18 protein-coding genes are annotated in these 14729 nt (G+C 67.6%); 2 read left to right on the forward strand and 16 right to left on the reverse strand.

Annotation, left to right across the window (positions count from 1 at the left end; all coding sequences use genetic code 11):
* Positions 1-3: 3 nt before the first annotated feature.
* From CDN99_RS08410 to CDN99_RS08425, 4 genes are all read right to left on the reverse strand, one after another.
* Positions 4-600, reverse strand: coding sequence for a hypothetical protein (locus CDN99_RS08410; protein WP_050485078.1), 597 nt, complete (start codon positions 598-600; stop codon positions 4-6).
* 124 nt (positions 601-724) lie between these two features.
* Positions 725-1027 carry a P-II family nitrogen regulator gene (locus tag CDN99_RS08415; RefSeq protein ID WP_033470490.1) on the reverse strand — a complete coding sequence of 101 codons (303 nt, stop codon included), beginning with the start codon at positions 1025-1027 and terminating at the stop codon, positions 725-727.
* Entirely contained in the window at positions 1024-1983 is a 960-nt protein-coding gene (locus CDN99_RS08420) for a sodium-dependent bicarbonate transport family permease (RefSeq protein WP_033470491.1), read from the reverse strand. The genes CDN99_RS08415 and CDN99_RS08420 overlap by 4 nt, the downstream gene beginning before the upstream one ends.
* The gene (locus tag CDN99_RS08425) at positions 1980-2540 is read right to left on the reverse strand and encodes a hypothetical protein (protein ID WP_141100704.1); all 561 of its coding nucleotides are present in this window, start codon (positions 2538-2540) and stop codon (positions 1980-1982) included. The genes CDN99_RS08420 and CDN99_RS08425 overlap by 4 nt, the downstream gene beginning before the upstream one ends.
* 161 nt (positions 2541-2701) lie before the next feature.
* Between CDN99_RS08425 and nhaR the strand changes: the two genes are divergently transcribed.
* Entirely contained in the window at positions 2702-3622 is a 921-nt protein-coding gene (gene nhaR / locus CDN99_RS08430) for a transcriptional activator NhaR (protein WP_050485079.1), read from the forward strand.
* 17 nt (positions 3623-3639) lie between these two features.
* The gene (locus CDN99_RS08435; protein WP_033470498.1) at positions 3640-4590 is read left to right on the forward strand and encodes an L-threonylcarbamoyladenylate synthase; all 951 of its coding nucleotides are present in this window, start codon (positions 3640-3642) and stop codon (positions 4588-4590) included.
* A gap of 258 nt (positions 4591-4848) precedes the next feature.
* Here the strand turns inward: CDN99_RS08435 and CDN99_RS08440 are convergent, their stop codons facing one another.
* From CDN99_RS08440 to CDN99_RS08495, 12 genes are all read right to left on the reverse strand, one after another.
* Entirely contained in the window at positions 4849-5259 is a 411-nt protein-coding gene (locus CDN99_RS08440; protein ID WP_229659165.1) for a hypothetical protein, read from the reverse strand.
* 283 nt (positions 5260-5542) lie between these two features.
* Positions 5543-6037, reverse strand: a complete 495-nt coding sequence (gene radC / locus CDN99_RS08445) for a RadC family protein (protein ID WP_033470504.1) — start codon at positions 6035-6037, stop codon at positions 5543-5545.
* A gap of 195 nt (positions 6038-6232) precedes the next feature.
* Positions 6233-6973, reverse strand: coding sequence for a DsbA family protein (locus tag CDN99_RS08450; protein ID WP_033470507.1), 741 nt, complete (start codon positions 6971-6973; stop codon positions 6233-6235).
* A gap of 12 nt (positions 6974-6985) precedes the next feature.
* Complete coding sequence (locus tag CDN99_RS08455) at positions 6986-9868, reverse strand: conjugative transfer ATPase (protein WP_033470510.1); 2883 nt, start codon at positions 9866-9868, stop codon at positions 6986-6988.
* Positions 9868-10302 carry a TIGR03751 family conjugal transfer lipoprotein gene (locus CDN99_RS08460; RefSeq protein ID WP_033470513.1) on the reverse strand — a complete coding sequence of 145 codons (435 nt, stop codon included), beginning with the start codon at positions 10300-10302 and terminating at the stop codon, positions 9868-9870. Before CDN99_RS08460 ends, CDN99_RS08455 begins: the two co-directional genes overlap by 1 nt.
* Positions 10283-11746 carry a TIGR03752 family integrating conjugative element protein gene (locus CDN99_RS08465; protein ID WP_033470516.1) on the reverse strand — a complete coding sequence of 488 codons (1464 nt, stop codon included), beginning with the start codon at positions 11744-11746 and terminating at the stop codon, positions 10283-10285. Before CDN99_RS08465 ends, CDN99_RS08460 begins: the two co-directional genes overlap by 20 nt.
* Positions 11736-12641 carry a TIGR03749 family integrating conjugative element protein gene (locus CDN99_RS08470; protein WP_033470518.1) on the reverse strand — a complete coding sequence of 302 codons (906 nt, stop codon included), beginning with the start codon at positions 12639-12641 and terminating at the stop codon, positions 11736-11738. The genes CDN99_RS08465 and CDN99_RS08470 overlap by 11 nt, the downstream gene beginning before the upstream one ends.
* Positions 12638-13312, reverse strand: coding sequence for a PFL_4703 family integrating conjugative element protein (locus CDN99_RS08475; protein WP_088384480.1), 675 nt, complete (start codon positions 13310-13312; stop codon positions 12638-12640). The genes CDN99_RS08470 and CDN99_RS08475 overlap by 4 nt, the downstream gene beginning before the upstream one ends.
* Entirely contained in the window at positions 13309-13719 is a 411-nt protein-coding gene (locus CDN99_RS08480; RefSeq protein ID WP_033470523.1) for a TIGR03750 family conjugal transfer protein, read from the reverse strand. The genes CDN99_RS08475 and CDN99_RS08480 overlap by 4 nt, the downstream gene beginning before the upstream one ends.
* Positions 13720-13731: 12 nt before the next feature.
* Entirely contained in the window at positions 13732-14100 is a 369-nt protein-coding gene (locus tag CDN99_RS08485) for a TIGR03745 family integrating conjugative element membrane protein (protein ID WP_042928657.1), read from the reverse strand.
* Positions 14101-14122: 22 nt separating this feature from the next.
* Positions 14123-14356, reverse strand: a complete 234-nt coding sequence (locus CDN99_RS08490) for a TIGR03758 family integrating conjugative element protein (RefSeq protein WP_033470529.1) — start codon at positions 14354-14356, stop codon at positions 14123-14125.
* Positions 14353-14706, reverse strand: a complete 354-nt coding sequence (locus CDN99_RS08495; RefSeq protein ID WP_033470532.1) for an integrative conjugative element protein, RAQPRD family — start codon at positions 14704-14706, stop codon at positions 14353-14355. Before CDN99_RS08495 ends, CDN99_RS08490 begins: the two co-directional genes overlap by 4 nt.
* Positions 14707-14729: the final 23 nt, after the last annotated feature.

Below are 14729 nucleotides of genomic sequence, written 5' to 3' on the forward strand. Positions count from 1 at the left end.
GGATCATTGCCGCGGCTGTTGCAGACGGACTTCGATCGCGCCGCCGGGACGGCGCGTCAACGCCAGGTCGAAGGACTCGCCGCCGCGCTGGAACCGGTGCCGTTCCGCATCGGGTGTGGCGGAGATCACCTCCTGCACGTAGCCGGCGCCGGCAAAACCCCGCACATAGTGCGCGAGCACCGCGTCGAAATCGGCGCGTCCCGCGTAGTGCACGTCGATCGTTCCGCCATCGCTCGCGTAATGGCTGCGCACCAGGCCGGGATAACGTGGGACCGGTCCGGGGTCGGCGCCGCTGACGTCGCGCGCCGGCGGCTCGGCACCGAGCCCTGGCACCCAGCGGTCGACCTGTTCCTTGACGCCCGGCAGCCAACGCTCGGCCTGCGCCTTCAGATCCGGCGCCACCTGCTCGATCCTGGTTGCACCCTGGGTGACCGCGCGTTTGCCCATTTCCGTCGCGGCCGGCGCCTGCGCCCACATCCAGGACAGCAACGCGATACCGGCCCAGACGATCAGGCCTGTGATGACCACGACGATGGCCCCCAATATCAGCCAGGTGCGCGTACGAATGGTTCGCAGGCTCGAAACGGCTTGCGTCAGCAATCCAGAAGTGTTCAGCCTACCCATTTCTCCCCCGTTGACGGACGTTTGCCGCACGTTACGGCCCGGAGCCACCACTCCTTCGAGGGGCGTGCAGCGGACATCGCGGCGCCTGTCGTTATCTGCATCAGAACTTCTCCGGCCTCAGTACCGACACGTCGTTGACGAACAGCACCATGCCGTAATCGTCGTAGTAGCGCGCCCGCAGATGCCTTGCGATGGCGTCGGCGATCTCGGCGTCGCACAGGATTTCGATGCGGATGTTGCTGCTTTCGTCCCAGGCGGCGTTGCGCGGCCCGCGACTTCCCTTGCCGCGGGCGTCGGTGATGGTGAAGCCGTGCGCCCCCAAGCGCTCGATCTCCTCAACCAATATCCTTTCCAGGGCCGATTCGGTAATGATGGTGAGCAGTTTGCGTGTTGAGCTGTTCATGAGCCGAGACCTCCGGTCAGGGCGAATGCTTGCGTCGCCATGGCGTGATAGAGCGGAATGCCGACCAGGACGTTGAACGGGAAAGTGACGCCCAATGAGGCGGCCAGCGACAGCGTCGGGTTCGCTTCCGGCACCGAGATGCGCATGGCCGCCGGTACGGCGATGTAAGAGGCGCTCGCGGCCAGGATGCCCAGCATCGCCGTGCCGCCCAGCGACAGCCCGAGCCCCAATCCCAGCGCAATACCCACCACGGAGGAGACGAGCGGCATGCCGATACCGAACAGCACGAGGAATGGACCGTGCTGCCGCAGACTGCCGAACTGGGCGGCCGCGATGAGCCCCATCTCCAGCAGGAACAACGCGAGGATGCCCTTGAACAGATCGAAGAACAGCGGCTTGACGGAAGTCAGTCCCTCCGGGCCGGCGGCCCAGCCGATCAGCAGCCCGCCGACGAGCAGCACGATGCCCTTGCCCAGAAACACCTCATGCGCGACCGTGCCGATCCGCATGTCACGGGAGAACCCGCGGGCCAGCAGGATCCCCACCAGGATGGCCGGGATCTCCAGCACGGCGAGCAGGAACGGCATGTGCGACTCGAACTCGATCTGCCGGCTGGCGAAATAGGTGGTGGCGACGGCATAGGTGCCGACGCTCACCGAGCCATAGTGGGCGGCAACGGATGCCGCGTCCGCACGGGGGAAACGCCCCATGAACCGCAGCACCGGAAAGGCGACCAGCGGCAACAGTACGCCCATCGCCATGACCGCGAGGGCTTGCAGCGCGAGGTCACCGAAGGGTTGCCTGGCGAGTTCGATGCCGCCCTTGAGGCCGATGGCGAGCAGCAGCAGCATGCTCACCAGTTCATAGACGGCCGCGGGCAGTCGCAGCTCCGAGCGCAGCAGGCCAGCGGCCAAGCCGAGCAGGAAGAACAGCAGGACGGGGTCGAGGGTGCTCAAGATGGCGTTCCTTCATCGTGCGGCTGCGCCGATGGCAGGACCAGGCTGCCGCCGGCGTCCTGGTAGATCGGCGGCAGCACGAGTTCCGGGTAGCGTGCTTCGAGCACCTGCAGCTCCGCGCTCACGCTGGAGTCGGGCGCATTGCCTGCGAAGACCGGGATGAAGCGTGCGGCGAGCGTGGTCGCGTCTTCATGGCCGAAGCAGTCCAACAGCGCCGCCACCAGGTCGACGCGGGAGACGGCGCTTGCCGCCGTCTCGAGCCAGCACAGCATCCAGATCCCGTTGATCCCTGTTGTCTCCAGGATACGGACGGTTCGCCGCGCGCCGGCCGCATCCGGCAGAACCAGCGCGCACGGCAAGTTCGCCACGCCTTCTTCGTCGATCCAGATGCCTTGCACGGTTTCAACGTCGCTGGCGGGCAACCGGCGGCGCAGAATCGACAGGTAAGCGGCCAGATCTTCGCTGGCGCGCTCCAGATCCCCATCGCTGCGCACGAGCAAGAAGGCGCTTCTGGACTCGGTCGGCATGTCTTCATCCCCTGCGTAGGTGGCGGGCACTGGACGCTTCTCACCACGAGCGCCTGAGGCGCGAAAGGCCGTGCAGGACCCGTCCTGTTGTTACCCGGAAGGTAACCTGGTGAATTTTGACGGTCTGGATGAATCATATAAAGTCGAATATAATTCACAGACACTTCGTAAAAAGTTGCGAATAGCAGATAATGAATCTCAAACACCTGCGCTACTTCTGGGCGGTGGCCCACGCCGGGAGTGTGGCGGCGGCGTCCAATAAGTTGCATCTGACGCCGCAAACCGTCAGCGCCCAAATCAAGCTGCTCGAGGACGACCTCGGAACGGCCTTGTTCAAGCCTGCCGGACGCGGACTCGAACTCACCGAGGCGGGGCGCGTTGCGCTGTCCTACGCCGACGAGATCTTCGCGCTGGGTCACGAGATGGTCTCCTCGCTGCGGGCGAACGCAATCCCGGAGCAGACGATGGCTACGTTTCGCGTCGGTATTTCCGATGCGATCCCCAAGTCGCTGACACACCGGTTGCTGGCTTCGCTGAAGAGGGTGGAGAAGCCGATACGGCTGGTGTGCCACGAGGGCACGATCGACTGGTTGCTCGGGGAATTGGCACTGCACCGGCTGGAGATGGTGCTGGCCGATCGCCCGATGCCGGCAGGGTTGGCGGTCCGCGGCCACAGCCGCAAGCTGGGTGAAAGTGCCGTCGCCTTTTTTGCCGCGCCCGAGCTGGCGCGGCGCGGCGCGGCTTTTCCAGCCTGTCTGAACGGGGCGCCACTGCTGCTGCCCGGTCAGAACGCGGCGGTACGGGGCGAGATCGACCTCTGGCTGGGCGAGTCACGCCTGTACCCACGGGTCATCGGGGAGTTCGATGACAGCGCCCTGATGAAGGTCTTTGCACAGGCGGGTGAAGGCTATTTCCCCGCGCCCGCGATCCTCTCGGACGAGATCTGCGCGCGCTACGGCGTCAGCGAGGTGGGGCGGCTGGAGGAGGTGCGCGAGGCATTCTGGCTGATCAGCACGGAACGGCGCATCCAGCATCCGGAGGTTCGCGCCGTCCTGGAAGCCGCCCGCGGCGCGGTCTTCGTTCCGCAGGGCGACGGCCAAATGGCGCGGTAAATGCGGGAGTCCTGATCATGTTGCAACTTACTTCCCACCCGGACGATCTGTCCACCGCCGTGAACCTGCTGCGGGCGGGGGAACTCGTGGCGCTGCCTTTCGAGACCGTTTATGGGTTGGCCGCCGATGCGACCAACCCCGATGCCTTGCGCGCGATCTTTCGCGCCAAAGGCCGCCCGGCCGATCACCCGCTGATCGTGCATCTCGCCGCCACCGAGCAACTGTCGGACTGGGTCACCGAGGTACCGGAGGTGGTCTGGCGGCTGGCTTCGGCCTTTTGGCCAGGTCCGCTCACCCTGGTGCTGCCTGCCGCGCGAACGGTTTCGCCGCTGGTGACCGGCGGCCAAACGACCGTCGCGCTACGCGTGCCGGCACATCCGGTACCGCAGGCCGTCTTGCGACAGTTCGGTCGGGGCCTGGCCGCGCCATCCGCGAATCCTTTTGGTCAAATCAGTCCGACCACGGCGGCGCATGTGCGGCGACACCTGGCCGGAAAGATCGCGGCGGTGGTCGATGGCGGCCCCTGCCTGGTCGGCATCGAGTCGACCATCGTCGATCTCAGTCGTGAACATCCGCGCATTCTGCGTCCCGGCGCCATCACCACCGATATGCTCGCGCGCCACCTGTTTCTTGCGGGCACCGTTGCTGCGGCAGCGCCTCGCGTGCCAGGCGCCCTGGCCTCGCATTACGCGCCGCGCACGCCGTGCTACCGGATCCCGGCCGGGCTGGCCGAGGCGCCGTTTCCAGGCCGGCGTACCGGGCTGCTTGCGCAGCGCCCCGCAAATTGGCCGGTGGCGAAGTTCTGGCCGATGCCCTCGCAGTCCGAAGACTATGCGCGCGCGCTTTACGCGGCTTTGCACGAGGCCGATGCCACCAGTTGCGAGGTCTTGCTGATTGCGCTGCCGCCGGACGAACCGGCATGGGCGGCCATACACGACCGCTTGCGCCGTGCGACCCGATCTCTTTAGCGGACGGTGGCAGCGCAGCTTGGCGGAACGCCGCCTCAATGCGTGCGGGAGCGAGCAGTTCACGAGGGCACGCAACTAAAGCAGGGGCGCGCGGACGCCTGAACGCAGCGACGCAAATCGCGGCTTCGCTGATGTCCACGCCATAGACTCGCCCGTAGAGCGTCGAGCGAATCACCTCCCTCGTGGACGGCTGACCTTGCGAGCGAAGATGAACGAAGCGCCACAACGCTTCGGCCTGGAAGACACCGGAGCAGCACGTCAAATCCAGCACCGCTCCCGTCCAGATAGGCCATCCATGACCTCATCGAGGATCAGCGAGACGACGACGGACAGTCGCGTGTAGTGCACGCCGTTTTGCAACGCTTCTGTGCGCTTTCCATCTGTCCACGGCTCAGCGTGCGCGAACTGCTCGTAGATCGAGCTGATGAGCTCGATCGGAATCACCTCGAACTGGTAGGGGAAGAAGCTGAGCTGCCCGCTTTCAGGATCGACAGCCGCCAGGAACTCCGCAACCCGCGTCAAGTGGTGAGCGGCCGGTGTCGTTTTCACCAAAGAAGGCGGAAACATATCGCCGTTGAGGGTCTGGGCCAGCCATGCGAACAGCTTGCTGGTCGCTGGCCGGTCGCGCAGTCCCGCCGGCAACGCCGTGCGGCCGCATACCCGCTTCAACCGCGTCGCACTAACGATCTGGCGGTCTGGCCCAGCGAGCACACTCCTATCACCCGTCGGTCTTAGGCGGAGTCTCGTTAGAAAATTTGCTATTTTCTTCCACGTATGGGCGTGCTTCTCAACAGGGATAGGCCGGTTCAGCCGCCTATCCCACAAGCTTTCCAAGCATCCGAAAATTGTGACCATCAGAGCGCATCGCGAACGTGGCAACCGGAGCCTTCCAGAGCAGTTCTTGTGGAGATGGGCAAGAGGCACAGGCGCCCCCGGAAGGGGCGCCTGCGGACTACAACAAGCCGGCTTCGGCGAACGAGTACGGACTGCCCTTGCCGACGATGAAGTGATCCAGCACCCGGACATCGACGGTGGCCAGGGCGCTCTTCAGCCGCTCGGTGATCGCACGATCAGCGGCCGAGGGCTCGGTGTTCCCCGAGGGGTGCTGATGCGCCAGGATCAGCGCCGAAGCGTTGAGCGTCAGCGCACGCTGGACAACCACCCTTGGATACACCGAAGTCTGGTCGACCGTGCCCTTGAACAGCGGCTCAAACGCGAGCACCTGGTGCTGGCTGTCGAGAAACACGACGGCGAAGATTTCGTTCGGCTCCGCGACCAGTTTCAGGCGCAGGTAGTCGCGCACGGCGGCGGGACTGCCCAGCGCCGGACCGGCCTTGAACACGCGGTTCTCCAGCAGGGTGATGGCCTGCCGGATGATCCAGTCTTCGTGCTGGGCGGCGATCAGGGCGAGCGACTCCGGGCGGGAGTCGGCGATGACAAGAGACATGGCGAACCTCCAATGGATGAGATCGGAGGGCGCCTGCCCCTGGAGGGCAAACCCTCCTGGGGACGATGGGGATGAAACAGGTGACGAGCGGGCATCCACCACCGCGGATGCAGTGGCCGTTCGCGTCAAGGGATGCGATGCGAACGGGTTTCGATCAACGCGGACAAGCCGCGCCGTAGCCTTGAAGATCGATGGCTACCTGGGCATGTCGCCAGCAACGCTGGCGGGCATGTCTGGGAGATGTGAGGACTCGGCGCTCGCCGTGTCGCCGGCAGCCAGCAGGTCAAGCGCCGAGAGCAAGGCGTCGCCGTCCAAGGGGCCGTGCAGCAGGAGGGTCTTGCCAGTGTCGCGATCGCGCAGTAGCAGGGCCGGCGTGGCGGCAATGCTCTGTCGTGCCGCCTCCGCGGCCTGGGCGCGGATCACGGCGTCGGGCCGCTCGCTGTCGAGGCACTGCTGCAGCGTTGGCGTGAGGTCGGGATAGCGCAGGCCCTCCGGCAGGCCCTGGCCGTCGCCGCGGGTGTGCGCGTAGAGCCAGGCCACCGCCTGCCAGAACGCGGCATGCCCGCCCACCTCGCCCGCGCACTCGGCCAGGCGTGCCCCGGCGGTCGCGGCAGGCTCGTGCATGGACAGCGGCAGGTGATGCCACTGCCAGTTCACCTCGCGGTGGGCGTCGATCCAGCGCTGCAGCGTCGGGAAGTACGCCCGGCAGTACGGGCACTCCAGGTCGGCGTAACCGACCACCGTGAAGCGGGCATCGCTGCGGCCGTACAGCCACGGCGGCCCGGCCGGCTTCGGTGGCTCGGGCACGGTCGTGATCGGATGCATGAACTCCGGGGCCTCATCGGGCGTGCGCAGGAGCAACCACCCGGCGGCACCCACCGCCGCGACCAGCAGCGCGATCAGGGTATGGCGTCGAGTGAACAAAGGCAGGCGCATGGTGTTCCTCATTCAGGCCAATGCATCCAGCGCCAGCGGCTCGATGCCCCGCGCACGATCGATCTTCTCGGCCACGCGGAAGGCGGCATCCAGCTCGCCGATGCCGTGCTGCTGCATCAACTGGAAGCGTTCGGCCTTCTCCTCGGGCTCGGTCATCGCCATCGCCAAGTAGAGGCTGGGCGGCACGGCGCGGAACAGCACTTCCATGCTCTTGGAGAGGATGACGCCCTCCGAGAAGGCGCCGGCCTGCTTGCGCGCCGACAGCATCAGCGCCTTCTGCGAAGCGTTGAGTTCGCGGAAACGCGCGACCTTCTCCACCTCGTCCGGCGGCATCGACAGGCAGATCCACCACTCGATCATGTTGAGCATGGGCTCGGCCGCCTTGGGCAAGTCGTCGAGGTTTTGCGTGGCCAGCCAGAACCAGGCACCGAGCTTGCGCCACATCTTGGTGATCTTGACGATGTACGGCGAGAGCAGCGGGTTCTTGGTGATGATGTGGCCTTCGTCCGTCACATTGACGATGGGTCGGCCCAGGTACTGGTCCCGCTCGGCGATGTTGTTCACCGTGTTGATCAGCGAGATGTAGGCAATGGAGAGCTGCGCGTTGTAGCCCTCGCGGGCGAAGGTGGCGAGATCCACGATCGTGATGTCCGCCTCGGGCCACGGTGTTCCCGGACGGTCGAACATCTCACCGTCCACGCCCTGGCAGAACATATCCATCGCGTCCGCCATCTCCTGCAGCCGCGCCCGCCGGGTCTCCGGCAGCGTGGCATCGCGGCTGCGCTCGCGCAGCGCGTCGCGCACGTCGCGCGTGAGCACCGTGCGTTGCTCGGCCACGCAGCGCCGCGCCGCGTCGAGGATGCACTGGCGGATCAGGCTGCGGTCGGCGCGCGTCATGCGCGCTTCCTCGCGCTCTTCACCGCCCGTGATCATCAGCCGCGCCGTGATCTCCAACTCGCCGAGCACGTCGCGCTGCTCGTCGCCGTCCATCGCCGCAGCAGTTTCGGCGCGGTCCTCGTCGAGCGCGTCGGCGTCGAGGGTCTGCACCTGGCCCGGCGTGTCGACCAGGCGCCAGGCATCGGCAAACGGGGCCAGGCTGACGCCCGAGCCTGGTGCGAGCTTCACGCGGTTGACGCTGAGCCCAAGGCGCGCGGCGAAGTCGCCAAACAGCCCGAACGAGTTGCCCGCTTCGACGATGAACAGCCGCGGCCGGTAGATGGCGGTGACCTGGTTGAGCAGGTTGTTGAGGGTCGCGGATTTGCCGGAACCCGTGGGACCGAACAAGAACAGATGCGCATTCATCTGCCGGTCGAGCCGGTTCAGTGGGTCGAAGCTGATCGTGCCGCCGCCGCGATTGAAGAAGGTGATGCCGGGGTGGCCTGTGCCCTGGCTGCGGCCCCAGACCGGCGCCAGGTTCGCAGCGTGCTGCGCGAACATGAGCTGCGTGTACCACCCGCGCTTATCGGCGGCCGGGTCGTAGACGCAGGGCAGCCAGCGCAAGTAGCTGTTCAGCGGCGCCACCTCGTCTTCCTCGCGCACCGGCTGCAGGCCCGCGTTGAGCATCACGTTGACGAGCTGCAGTCCGCGCGCGTCGAGCTGGGCCTGATCTCGACCACGCAGGTAGAACGCCAGTGCGCCACGGTAAAGCTTGTGGGAGCTGCCGATCAGGCCGCGCGCCTGCTGCACGTCCGCACGCGTCTGTTCGGAGGCCAGGGTTTCGCCGACGGCCTTCTTGGCCAGGTGATTGAGATGGCTTTCCAGCACGTCCTGCGGTGTCGCCACCACGGTCAGGCACATCACCGTGTCTTCCGGCATCTGGTCGAACAGCGCGTTCATGGAGTCGCCGCCCTTGCGCGTCTCGCCCGTCAGGTGTCCGGTCGCCGGCGACATGCGAAGGCGATCCATCACGATGACGCGATGCGGGAGCCCATCGAAGAACCACAGGCCCTGCTCGACATCCGAGCGCGGCGGGCCGAAGAACAGCCGCTGCGCGAAGTCGGTGCCGCTGGCGAGTTCGACTTCGCCCTCCTCGGGCTCGTCGGGGTAGCGGGTCAGCGCATAGAAGCGCTCGCGGTCTTCGGCGCTCGGGCCGAGCAGGGTCGGATGCGGGTTGAACCAGCGCAGCAGCCAGGCGTGGATGTCCGCCGCGCCGAGACGCCGGGCTTTCACGCCGGCATTCGCCAGCCCGCCAGCGAGGCGGTCGCAGATCGTGGTCAGCGCCTGCTCGGGCGACTGGCCGCGCCGCGTGGCCGCGGCCGCGGACGTGCGGCGATAGACCACCATGCGCACGCGCCGGACTTGGCCGCGCCACGGCAGACGCGTCACCGTAGTGTCCTCGAACAGGCCACCCGGCTTGGCGATGGCCCGCAGGTGATGGGTGAAGAAGCGCAGGTAGAAGTCGCTGAACGCGCTGCCCTGCGCACGCGGCTGCACGTAGCCCGCCAAGTTACTCAGGTAGTGGTTCCAATCGGCTTCGTCCTGGGCATAGAGCTGCACCACCCAGGGGTTCTCATCGAGTTCGTCGAAGGAGTCCTGCAGGGCGTTCTCCAGCGCATCGCGGGCCTGCCACAGCCAAGCCAGCTCACGGCCTTCAGTGCCCACCGGCAGCAGCTCGAAGAACGCGGCCACCGACTGCCCGTCTTCGAGCAGCATGGCCTTCGAGCCCGGCAGGTACTCGACCCACGGCAGCATGTCCGCGAACGACGGCGCGACGGTGTAGAGCGCGTCGTGGTCGGCCTGGGTCGCGGGCCGGCGCTGGCCGGCGAGCGCGCCGCCGGGCTCGGGTATGCCCTGTGCGGCCAGCGTCGACAAATGCCGTTCCCAGGCGTCGGCTGCACGAGACCCTGCGGCGGGCGACGGGGCCGCCTTCCGCGGCCATGGCAGCGACCAGGCCATCAATAGTCCTCCACCCGCTCGCCGGGCATTGCGTACTGCACGCGCTGGTACAACGGGAACGCCGTGCTGTAGCCAGGCACCGGCACCGGGTCGGTGCCGGCCAGATGCGGGTACACGTACATCACCAGGTCGGGATTCGGCAGGCGATGAAACTGCCGGTAGATTTCGTTGCCCGCGGTGCGCGTGTAGCGCTCCTGCACGGCGGGCGCGGCCTGCACGTCGGCTTCGGTCAACGGCCGACGCAGGCCCTGGCGTGCGTCGAGCAGTTGCCGTGCGATGGGGCCGCCGCCTTCGCCGCCGCCGGTCTCCTGCTGCCAGATGTCGAGCATGGTGTTGTGGCCGTGGGGCAGCAGCTTCTCCTTGCTGGTCGCACAGCCGCCGAGCAAGACGGCCGCCAGCAGCACGGCAGTCGCGTCAATCCAGGTCCGAAGCATGGGCTTCTCCGATGCGGTGGTTCACCCGACGCCCCTGGGCGTCGTGGTCGATGTGGAGCGGCTGCTCCAGATGCACGGCGACCCTGGCGCCGGGCTGCACGTAGACGGCCGCGAAGGCCTGGCCATACAACTTGTTGACCCAATCGGCCATATCGCGCACGCCACCGGCCAGGATGCGGCCCATCGCTTCGTTGCCGCCGATGCCGACCGTACCGAGCGAGCCGTTGCCGTTGGCGACCACGGCCACGCTGCCGCTGTCGGATTTGATGAGCGAGGCCGCGCCCGCGCCGGCCGCGGTGATCAGCGCCTGGCTGCCGAGGTACTGCTGCGCGTTGCTGCGCCGCTCGCCGCTGACGCAGGGAATGCCGTAGGGATCGCTGATCCAGCCGAGGCCGCCTTGCGTGGCACTCGTCGTGCTGTTGGCGCTGGCTTGCCCGCCGCGCTGGTCCCGGTTGCCGTCCTCGGGCACGGTGCGGATGGTGCCGTCGTGGAACACGAAAGTGACCGAACGGATTTGCCCGCGCACGCACGAAAGCGTCCAGTCGCCCGAGGCCGTGCCGCTGACCACGGCGCCGGCCACGTCGGGGATGTCGATGCCGTTTGCCGTCAGGTTGTCCGGGCCGATCAGCACCTTGAAGGGGTACGGGTCATTGACCGTGCCGTCGATGGGCACGCGGCCGATCAGCGCCGTCATCGCCACCGAACCCATCAGCGTTGCATTGCGCGGCACCGTGTAGAACGGCGTCGTGGTCGCGCCCACGGCGCCGACCACCGCACGCCCGCCGGCATCGGCGACGGACTCCACGGCGGCCGACAGGGTTTTCTGCGCCGGGCCGAAGCTCAGCGGAAAGCTCGGTTCCTTGCTGCTGTTGCGGGCATCGGTCTTGGCATCGCCCGGTTCGACCCAATGTGTGCCGTTGCCTGCGCCGCTGCCGTCATTGCTGCCGAAGCGCTTGCCGTCGCCTTCTTCCAGGCCCAGCCCGACGGGCAGGTCGACCTGGCCGCCTTTGCCGGAGAGGCCATCGAGCCGCTGCTGCAGATCCTGCAGCAACCCCTGCGTCTGCTGCTTCTCGCTCGCCACCTGCTCGCGTTCCTGCTGCAAGCGGCTGCGTTCGCTTTCGAGCGCGGTCTGGATGCGCTGGTCGATCGCGCTCTCGCGGGTGCGCAGGCGCTCGTTCTCGGCCTTCTGCTGCCGGTTGTCGCCCAGCGCGGTCTGCAGCTCGGTGCGCAACTGTTTCACCTGCGCGACCAGCGTGGCCACCGTGTCGCGCGGCGTGTCGCCCTCGATGCCCAGGGCCTTCATCTCCTCGGGCGTGAGCGGGTTGGCCGTGCCCGACAGCGCGGGCCGCTGGCCGGCGGGGCCGGAGAACAGCTTGATGCCGACGAACACCAGCAGCAGGATCACGGGGATCAGCAGCCACTTGAGCAGCGGGTTACTCTTCATCGGACGCTCCTCCTGCCGTGCCGGCGGCACCGGACGGCGGCAGGTTCACGCTGGCGTCGATGGGGCTCAGCCTGGGAAGCAGCGCCTCGGCCAGACCGCGGCCGCGCGTGACCAGGTAGACCACGGTGGTGTCGGCCGCCTGGCCGGCCGGGCCCAGGTTCGGGTGCTGGAAGGTGGCCGCCACGAAATCGCCCTGCAGCGCACGCGGATCGAGGTCCAGCCAGTGCACCGCCGTGTTGGTGAGCCGCACCGCCGTCACCCACTGGTCTTCGAGCCGCCAGGCGGCCAAGGCCCGCGCCTGCACCGGCAGCGTCGGCAGCAGGGTGTCCAGCGGGAGGTCGCGGCGCAGGTTCACGCGGCCGATCCCGGCGACCGGCTCGACGGTACGCAACGGCGCGTACAGGTTCTGCGCGGCGTAACGCGTCAGCACGACCGGGATGGGTGTTTCGCGCTTGCGCACTGGCCGATCCGGTGCGGCGGCTTCCGTGGCGCTGGCCGTCTCGCCGCCGTAGCGCGTGGCGGGCGACCGCTCCGCGTCCACGATCCGCACCGGCTCCAGCGGGGGCTGTCCGTCCTGCGCTGGTTCGGCGGCGATGTCGAGTAGGATCAGCTCGCCGGACTCCACGTCCTGCAACTGCAGCCGCGTCGGCGGCAACGGTTCGCCCGCCCGCAGGTAGATCGCGCCGCCCGCGCTCTGCACCCGCAGGTGTGCGGACGCACTGTCCGGTACGCCGACACGCACGTTGCGGTCGATGAAGATCACCCGCTCCTGACCGACCACCAGCGGCACCGCCAGCGGCAGACGTTCCCAGCGCAGGATTTCCACAGCCTGGGCCGGCGCGAGCGCAAGCCACAGCAAGACGCCGGCCAAGGCCGACAAGGCATGGCGTTTCATGGGGAGTCTCCCTGCGAGTGACCGGCTGCGGTGCCGGGCGTCGGCGACGTCTCGATGCGCTGAGGTGCGCGGGCATGGCAGTCCAGCGCCAGGCCGAAGGGGTTGCGCTCGGGATCGACGTCCATGCGCACAACCTTGAGGGCGTAGCGCACCAGAGCACGTTTGACCTGCTCGGAGCCGTGGTACTCGTCGGCGCTCACGTCCAGCGTGACGATCCAATCGCGGTCGGAGACAGCCTTGACGCGCGTGCTGGGGCTGTCGCCATAGCCGCGGCCGGGAATCTCGTAGATGCCGCGCACGCGCTGCCGCAGCTCGCCGCTCGAGCGACGGTACTCGTAGTCCTGTGCCAGAAAGGCCCGGCAGCTCGGCGTGAGGTAAGCCGACAGCGCGTGCAGGTTGCGCGGGTAGTCGATCTCGCCGTTGGTGGGCCAGCGCTGCACCTGCTGCCAGATGTAGAAGCTGAACGCATACACGCTCTCGGGCGGCACGTCCCACCACTTGCGCACGCTGCCCGAGCGCAGGTCGGGGGGCACGTGGATCGTCAGATCGCGCGGCGCGCTCCACCAGCCGAAGCCGAGCAGCAGCGCCACCACGAACAGCGCCACGCCGCCCAGGCGCAGCGTCTTCACGTGTGCCTGCAGGTGCGCGACCTCATTCCTGAAACGGCTCATGCCGCACCTCGATCGGCCGTGCGCCGCGTGCTCCACCAGCCGGTGCGGGTGACCAGACGGCGCCCGTCCAGGTGAGCGGCGAGCACCGGATAGCGCAAGGTCAACCGCCACTGAAGCTGCCGGTACAGCCAAGTGTCAGGGCGGCCGCGCTTCTGGCTGCGCAGGAAGCCTCCGCCGACGAAGACGCCGAGCGCGATGCCCGCGACGATCAGCGTAGGCACCATGGCAATGCTTCGCGTCAGCCAGGCCAGGGGCACGCCGAGCACCAGCCCGGCGGCCGCCGACAGGCCGGCGCAGATCCACAGCTCATCGGCGGTCAGTCCGCGCACGACCACCGGCTGGCGATTCAGCCGGTGCGGCAGGAACGTCACCAGCGCGTCGCGCGCTGTCTCCGCGGGGGTGGCCATCGCGTGCAGCCCTTACAGCACGCCGGTGGCTTTGGTCAGCAGCCAGATGCCGACGACCAACAGGATCGCACCCACAGCGACGGTCAGCCCGAACTGGCCCCAGGTGGCACGGCCCGTGTGAATCTCGGAGTAGCGGGTGTAGGCGTGGTAGCAGACGCCGACGAACATCGAGGCGACCACGAGCAGCGCGATCAGCATCACGATGTCGTAGCCGTAGTTCTGCAGCGTCTGCATGAGGCCGCTGCCCTGGCCACGGGAAGGGTCTTCCATGGTCGGCAGGCCCTGCGCGAACGCGGATGGCGGCAGCCCCAGGAGCACCAGCGGTGCCAGCAGCGCGGCGATGCGCGAGGGAACGCGAAAAGTAGTCGGAGGCGTGTGCATGATCGATGGCCCTTCGTGGTGGTCAGGAGAGGATGAAGAAGGTCAGCACCAGGTACATCGCGACGAAGCGGATGCAGACGCCCAGGAACTGACGTTGGTTGATGCGGTTCTCGGCCCAGCCCACGTAGGCCGTGCGCATGGCCCACACGCCCCACAGCAGCAGCACGGCGAACACGAAGCCGAGCACCACGACGGACACCGCCGAGGGCGCAAAGCCACCGTTGGCCTGGAAGGCGGCGATCTGGTCGGCGGTCATGGCGAGGGCTCCTCCTGTTCGTCGCGGCGCAGGTAGTCGCCGGCCAGCGGAACGGGATCGCGCGGCTGGGCGCGCTGGGGCACGAGGAAGTCCTGCAAACCGGTGCGCACGCGCTTCAGGTCGGCGCGCAGCCGGGCGTAGTCGAAGTGGTAGCGGGCGCGCGCCTGCGGCGCTGTGGTGGTGGCGTGCTCGGCCAGTCGGTCGAGCAGGTCGAGCTGGCGCGCGAGCGCAGCGAGCTGCTCACGCTCCGGGGTGTCGTCGGCAATGGCGGGCTGCGGGGCCGAGAGCGACACGGTCAGCAGCACGGCCAGCGAAGGCCATGCGGATGCGCGGCGGTTAGTCTGTCCCATCGTGCCATTCCCCGTTGATGCGG

Origin of the sequence: Roseateles aquatilis (assembly GCF_002205645.1) — a bacterium.
Taxonomy (GTDB): Bacteria; Pseudomonadota; Gammaproteobacteria; order Burkholderiales; family Burkholderiaceae_C; genus Roseateles; species Roseateles aquatilis.

What these genes read in the sequence shown, in the direction of transcription:
- CDN99_RS08415 (WP_033470490.1), bottom strand. Translation starts at nt 1,027, where the DNA reads ATGAACAGCTCAACACGCAAACTGCTCACCATCATTACCGAATCGGCC.
- nhaR (WP_050485079.1), top strand. Translation starts at nt 2,702, where the DNA reads ATGAATCTCAAACACCTGCGCTACTTCTGGGCGGTGGCCCACGCCGGG.
- CDN99_RS08435 (WP_033470498.1), top strand. Translation starts at nt 3,640, where the DNA reads ATGTTGCAACTTACTTCCCACCCGGACGATCTGTCCACCGCCGTGAAC.
- radC (WP_033470504.1), bottom strand. Translation starts at nt 6,037, where the DNA reads ATGTCTCTTGTCATCGCCGACTCCCGCCCGGAGTCGCTCGCCCTGATC.
- CDN99_RS08450 (WP_033470507.1), bottom strand. Translation starts at nt 6,973, where the DNA reads ATGCGCCTGCCTTTGTTCACTCGACGCCATACCCTGATCGCGCTGCTG.
- CDN99_RS08455 (WP_033470510.1), bottom strand. Translation starts at nt 9,868, where the DNA reads ATGGCCTGGTCGCTGCCATGGCCGCGGAAGGCGGCCCCGTCGCCCGCC.
- CDN99_RS08460 (WP_033470513.1), bottom strand. Translation starts at nt 10,302, where the DNA reads ATGCTTCGGACCTGGATTGACGCGACTGCCGTGCTGCTGGCGGCCGTC.
- CDN99_RS08465 (WP_033470516.1), bottom strand. Translation starts at nt 11,746, where the DNA reads ATGAAGAGTAACCCGCTGCTCAAGTGGCTGCTGATCCCCGTGATCCTG.
- CDN99_RS08470 (WP_033470518.1), bottom strand. Translation starts at nt 12,641, where the DNA reads ATGAAACGCCATGCCTTGTCGGCCTTGGCCGGCGTCTTGCTGTGGCTT.
- CDN99_RS08475 (WP_088384480.1), bottom strand. Translation starts at nt 13,312, where the DNA reads ATGAGCCGTTTCAGGAATGAGGTCGCGCACCTGCAGGCACACGTGAAG.
- CDN99_RS08480 (WP_033470523.1), bottom strand. Translation starts at nt 13,719, where the DNA reads ATGGCCACCCCCGCGGAGACAGCGCGCGACGCGCTGGTGACGTTCCTG.
- CDN99_RS08485 (WP_042928657.1), bottom strand. Translation starts at nt 14,100, where the DNA reads ATGCACACGCCTCCGACTACTTTTCGCGTTCCCTCGCGCATCGCCGCG.
- CDN99_RS08490 (WP_033470529.1), bottom strand. Translation starts at nt 14,356, where the DNA reads ATGACCGCCGACCAGATCGCCGCCTTCCAGGCCAACGGTGGCTTTGCG.
- CDN99_RS08495 (WP_033470532.1), bottom strand. Translation starts at nt 14,706, where the DNA reads ATGGGACAGACTAACCGCCGCGCATCCGCATGGCCTTCGCTGGCCGTG.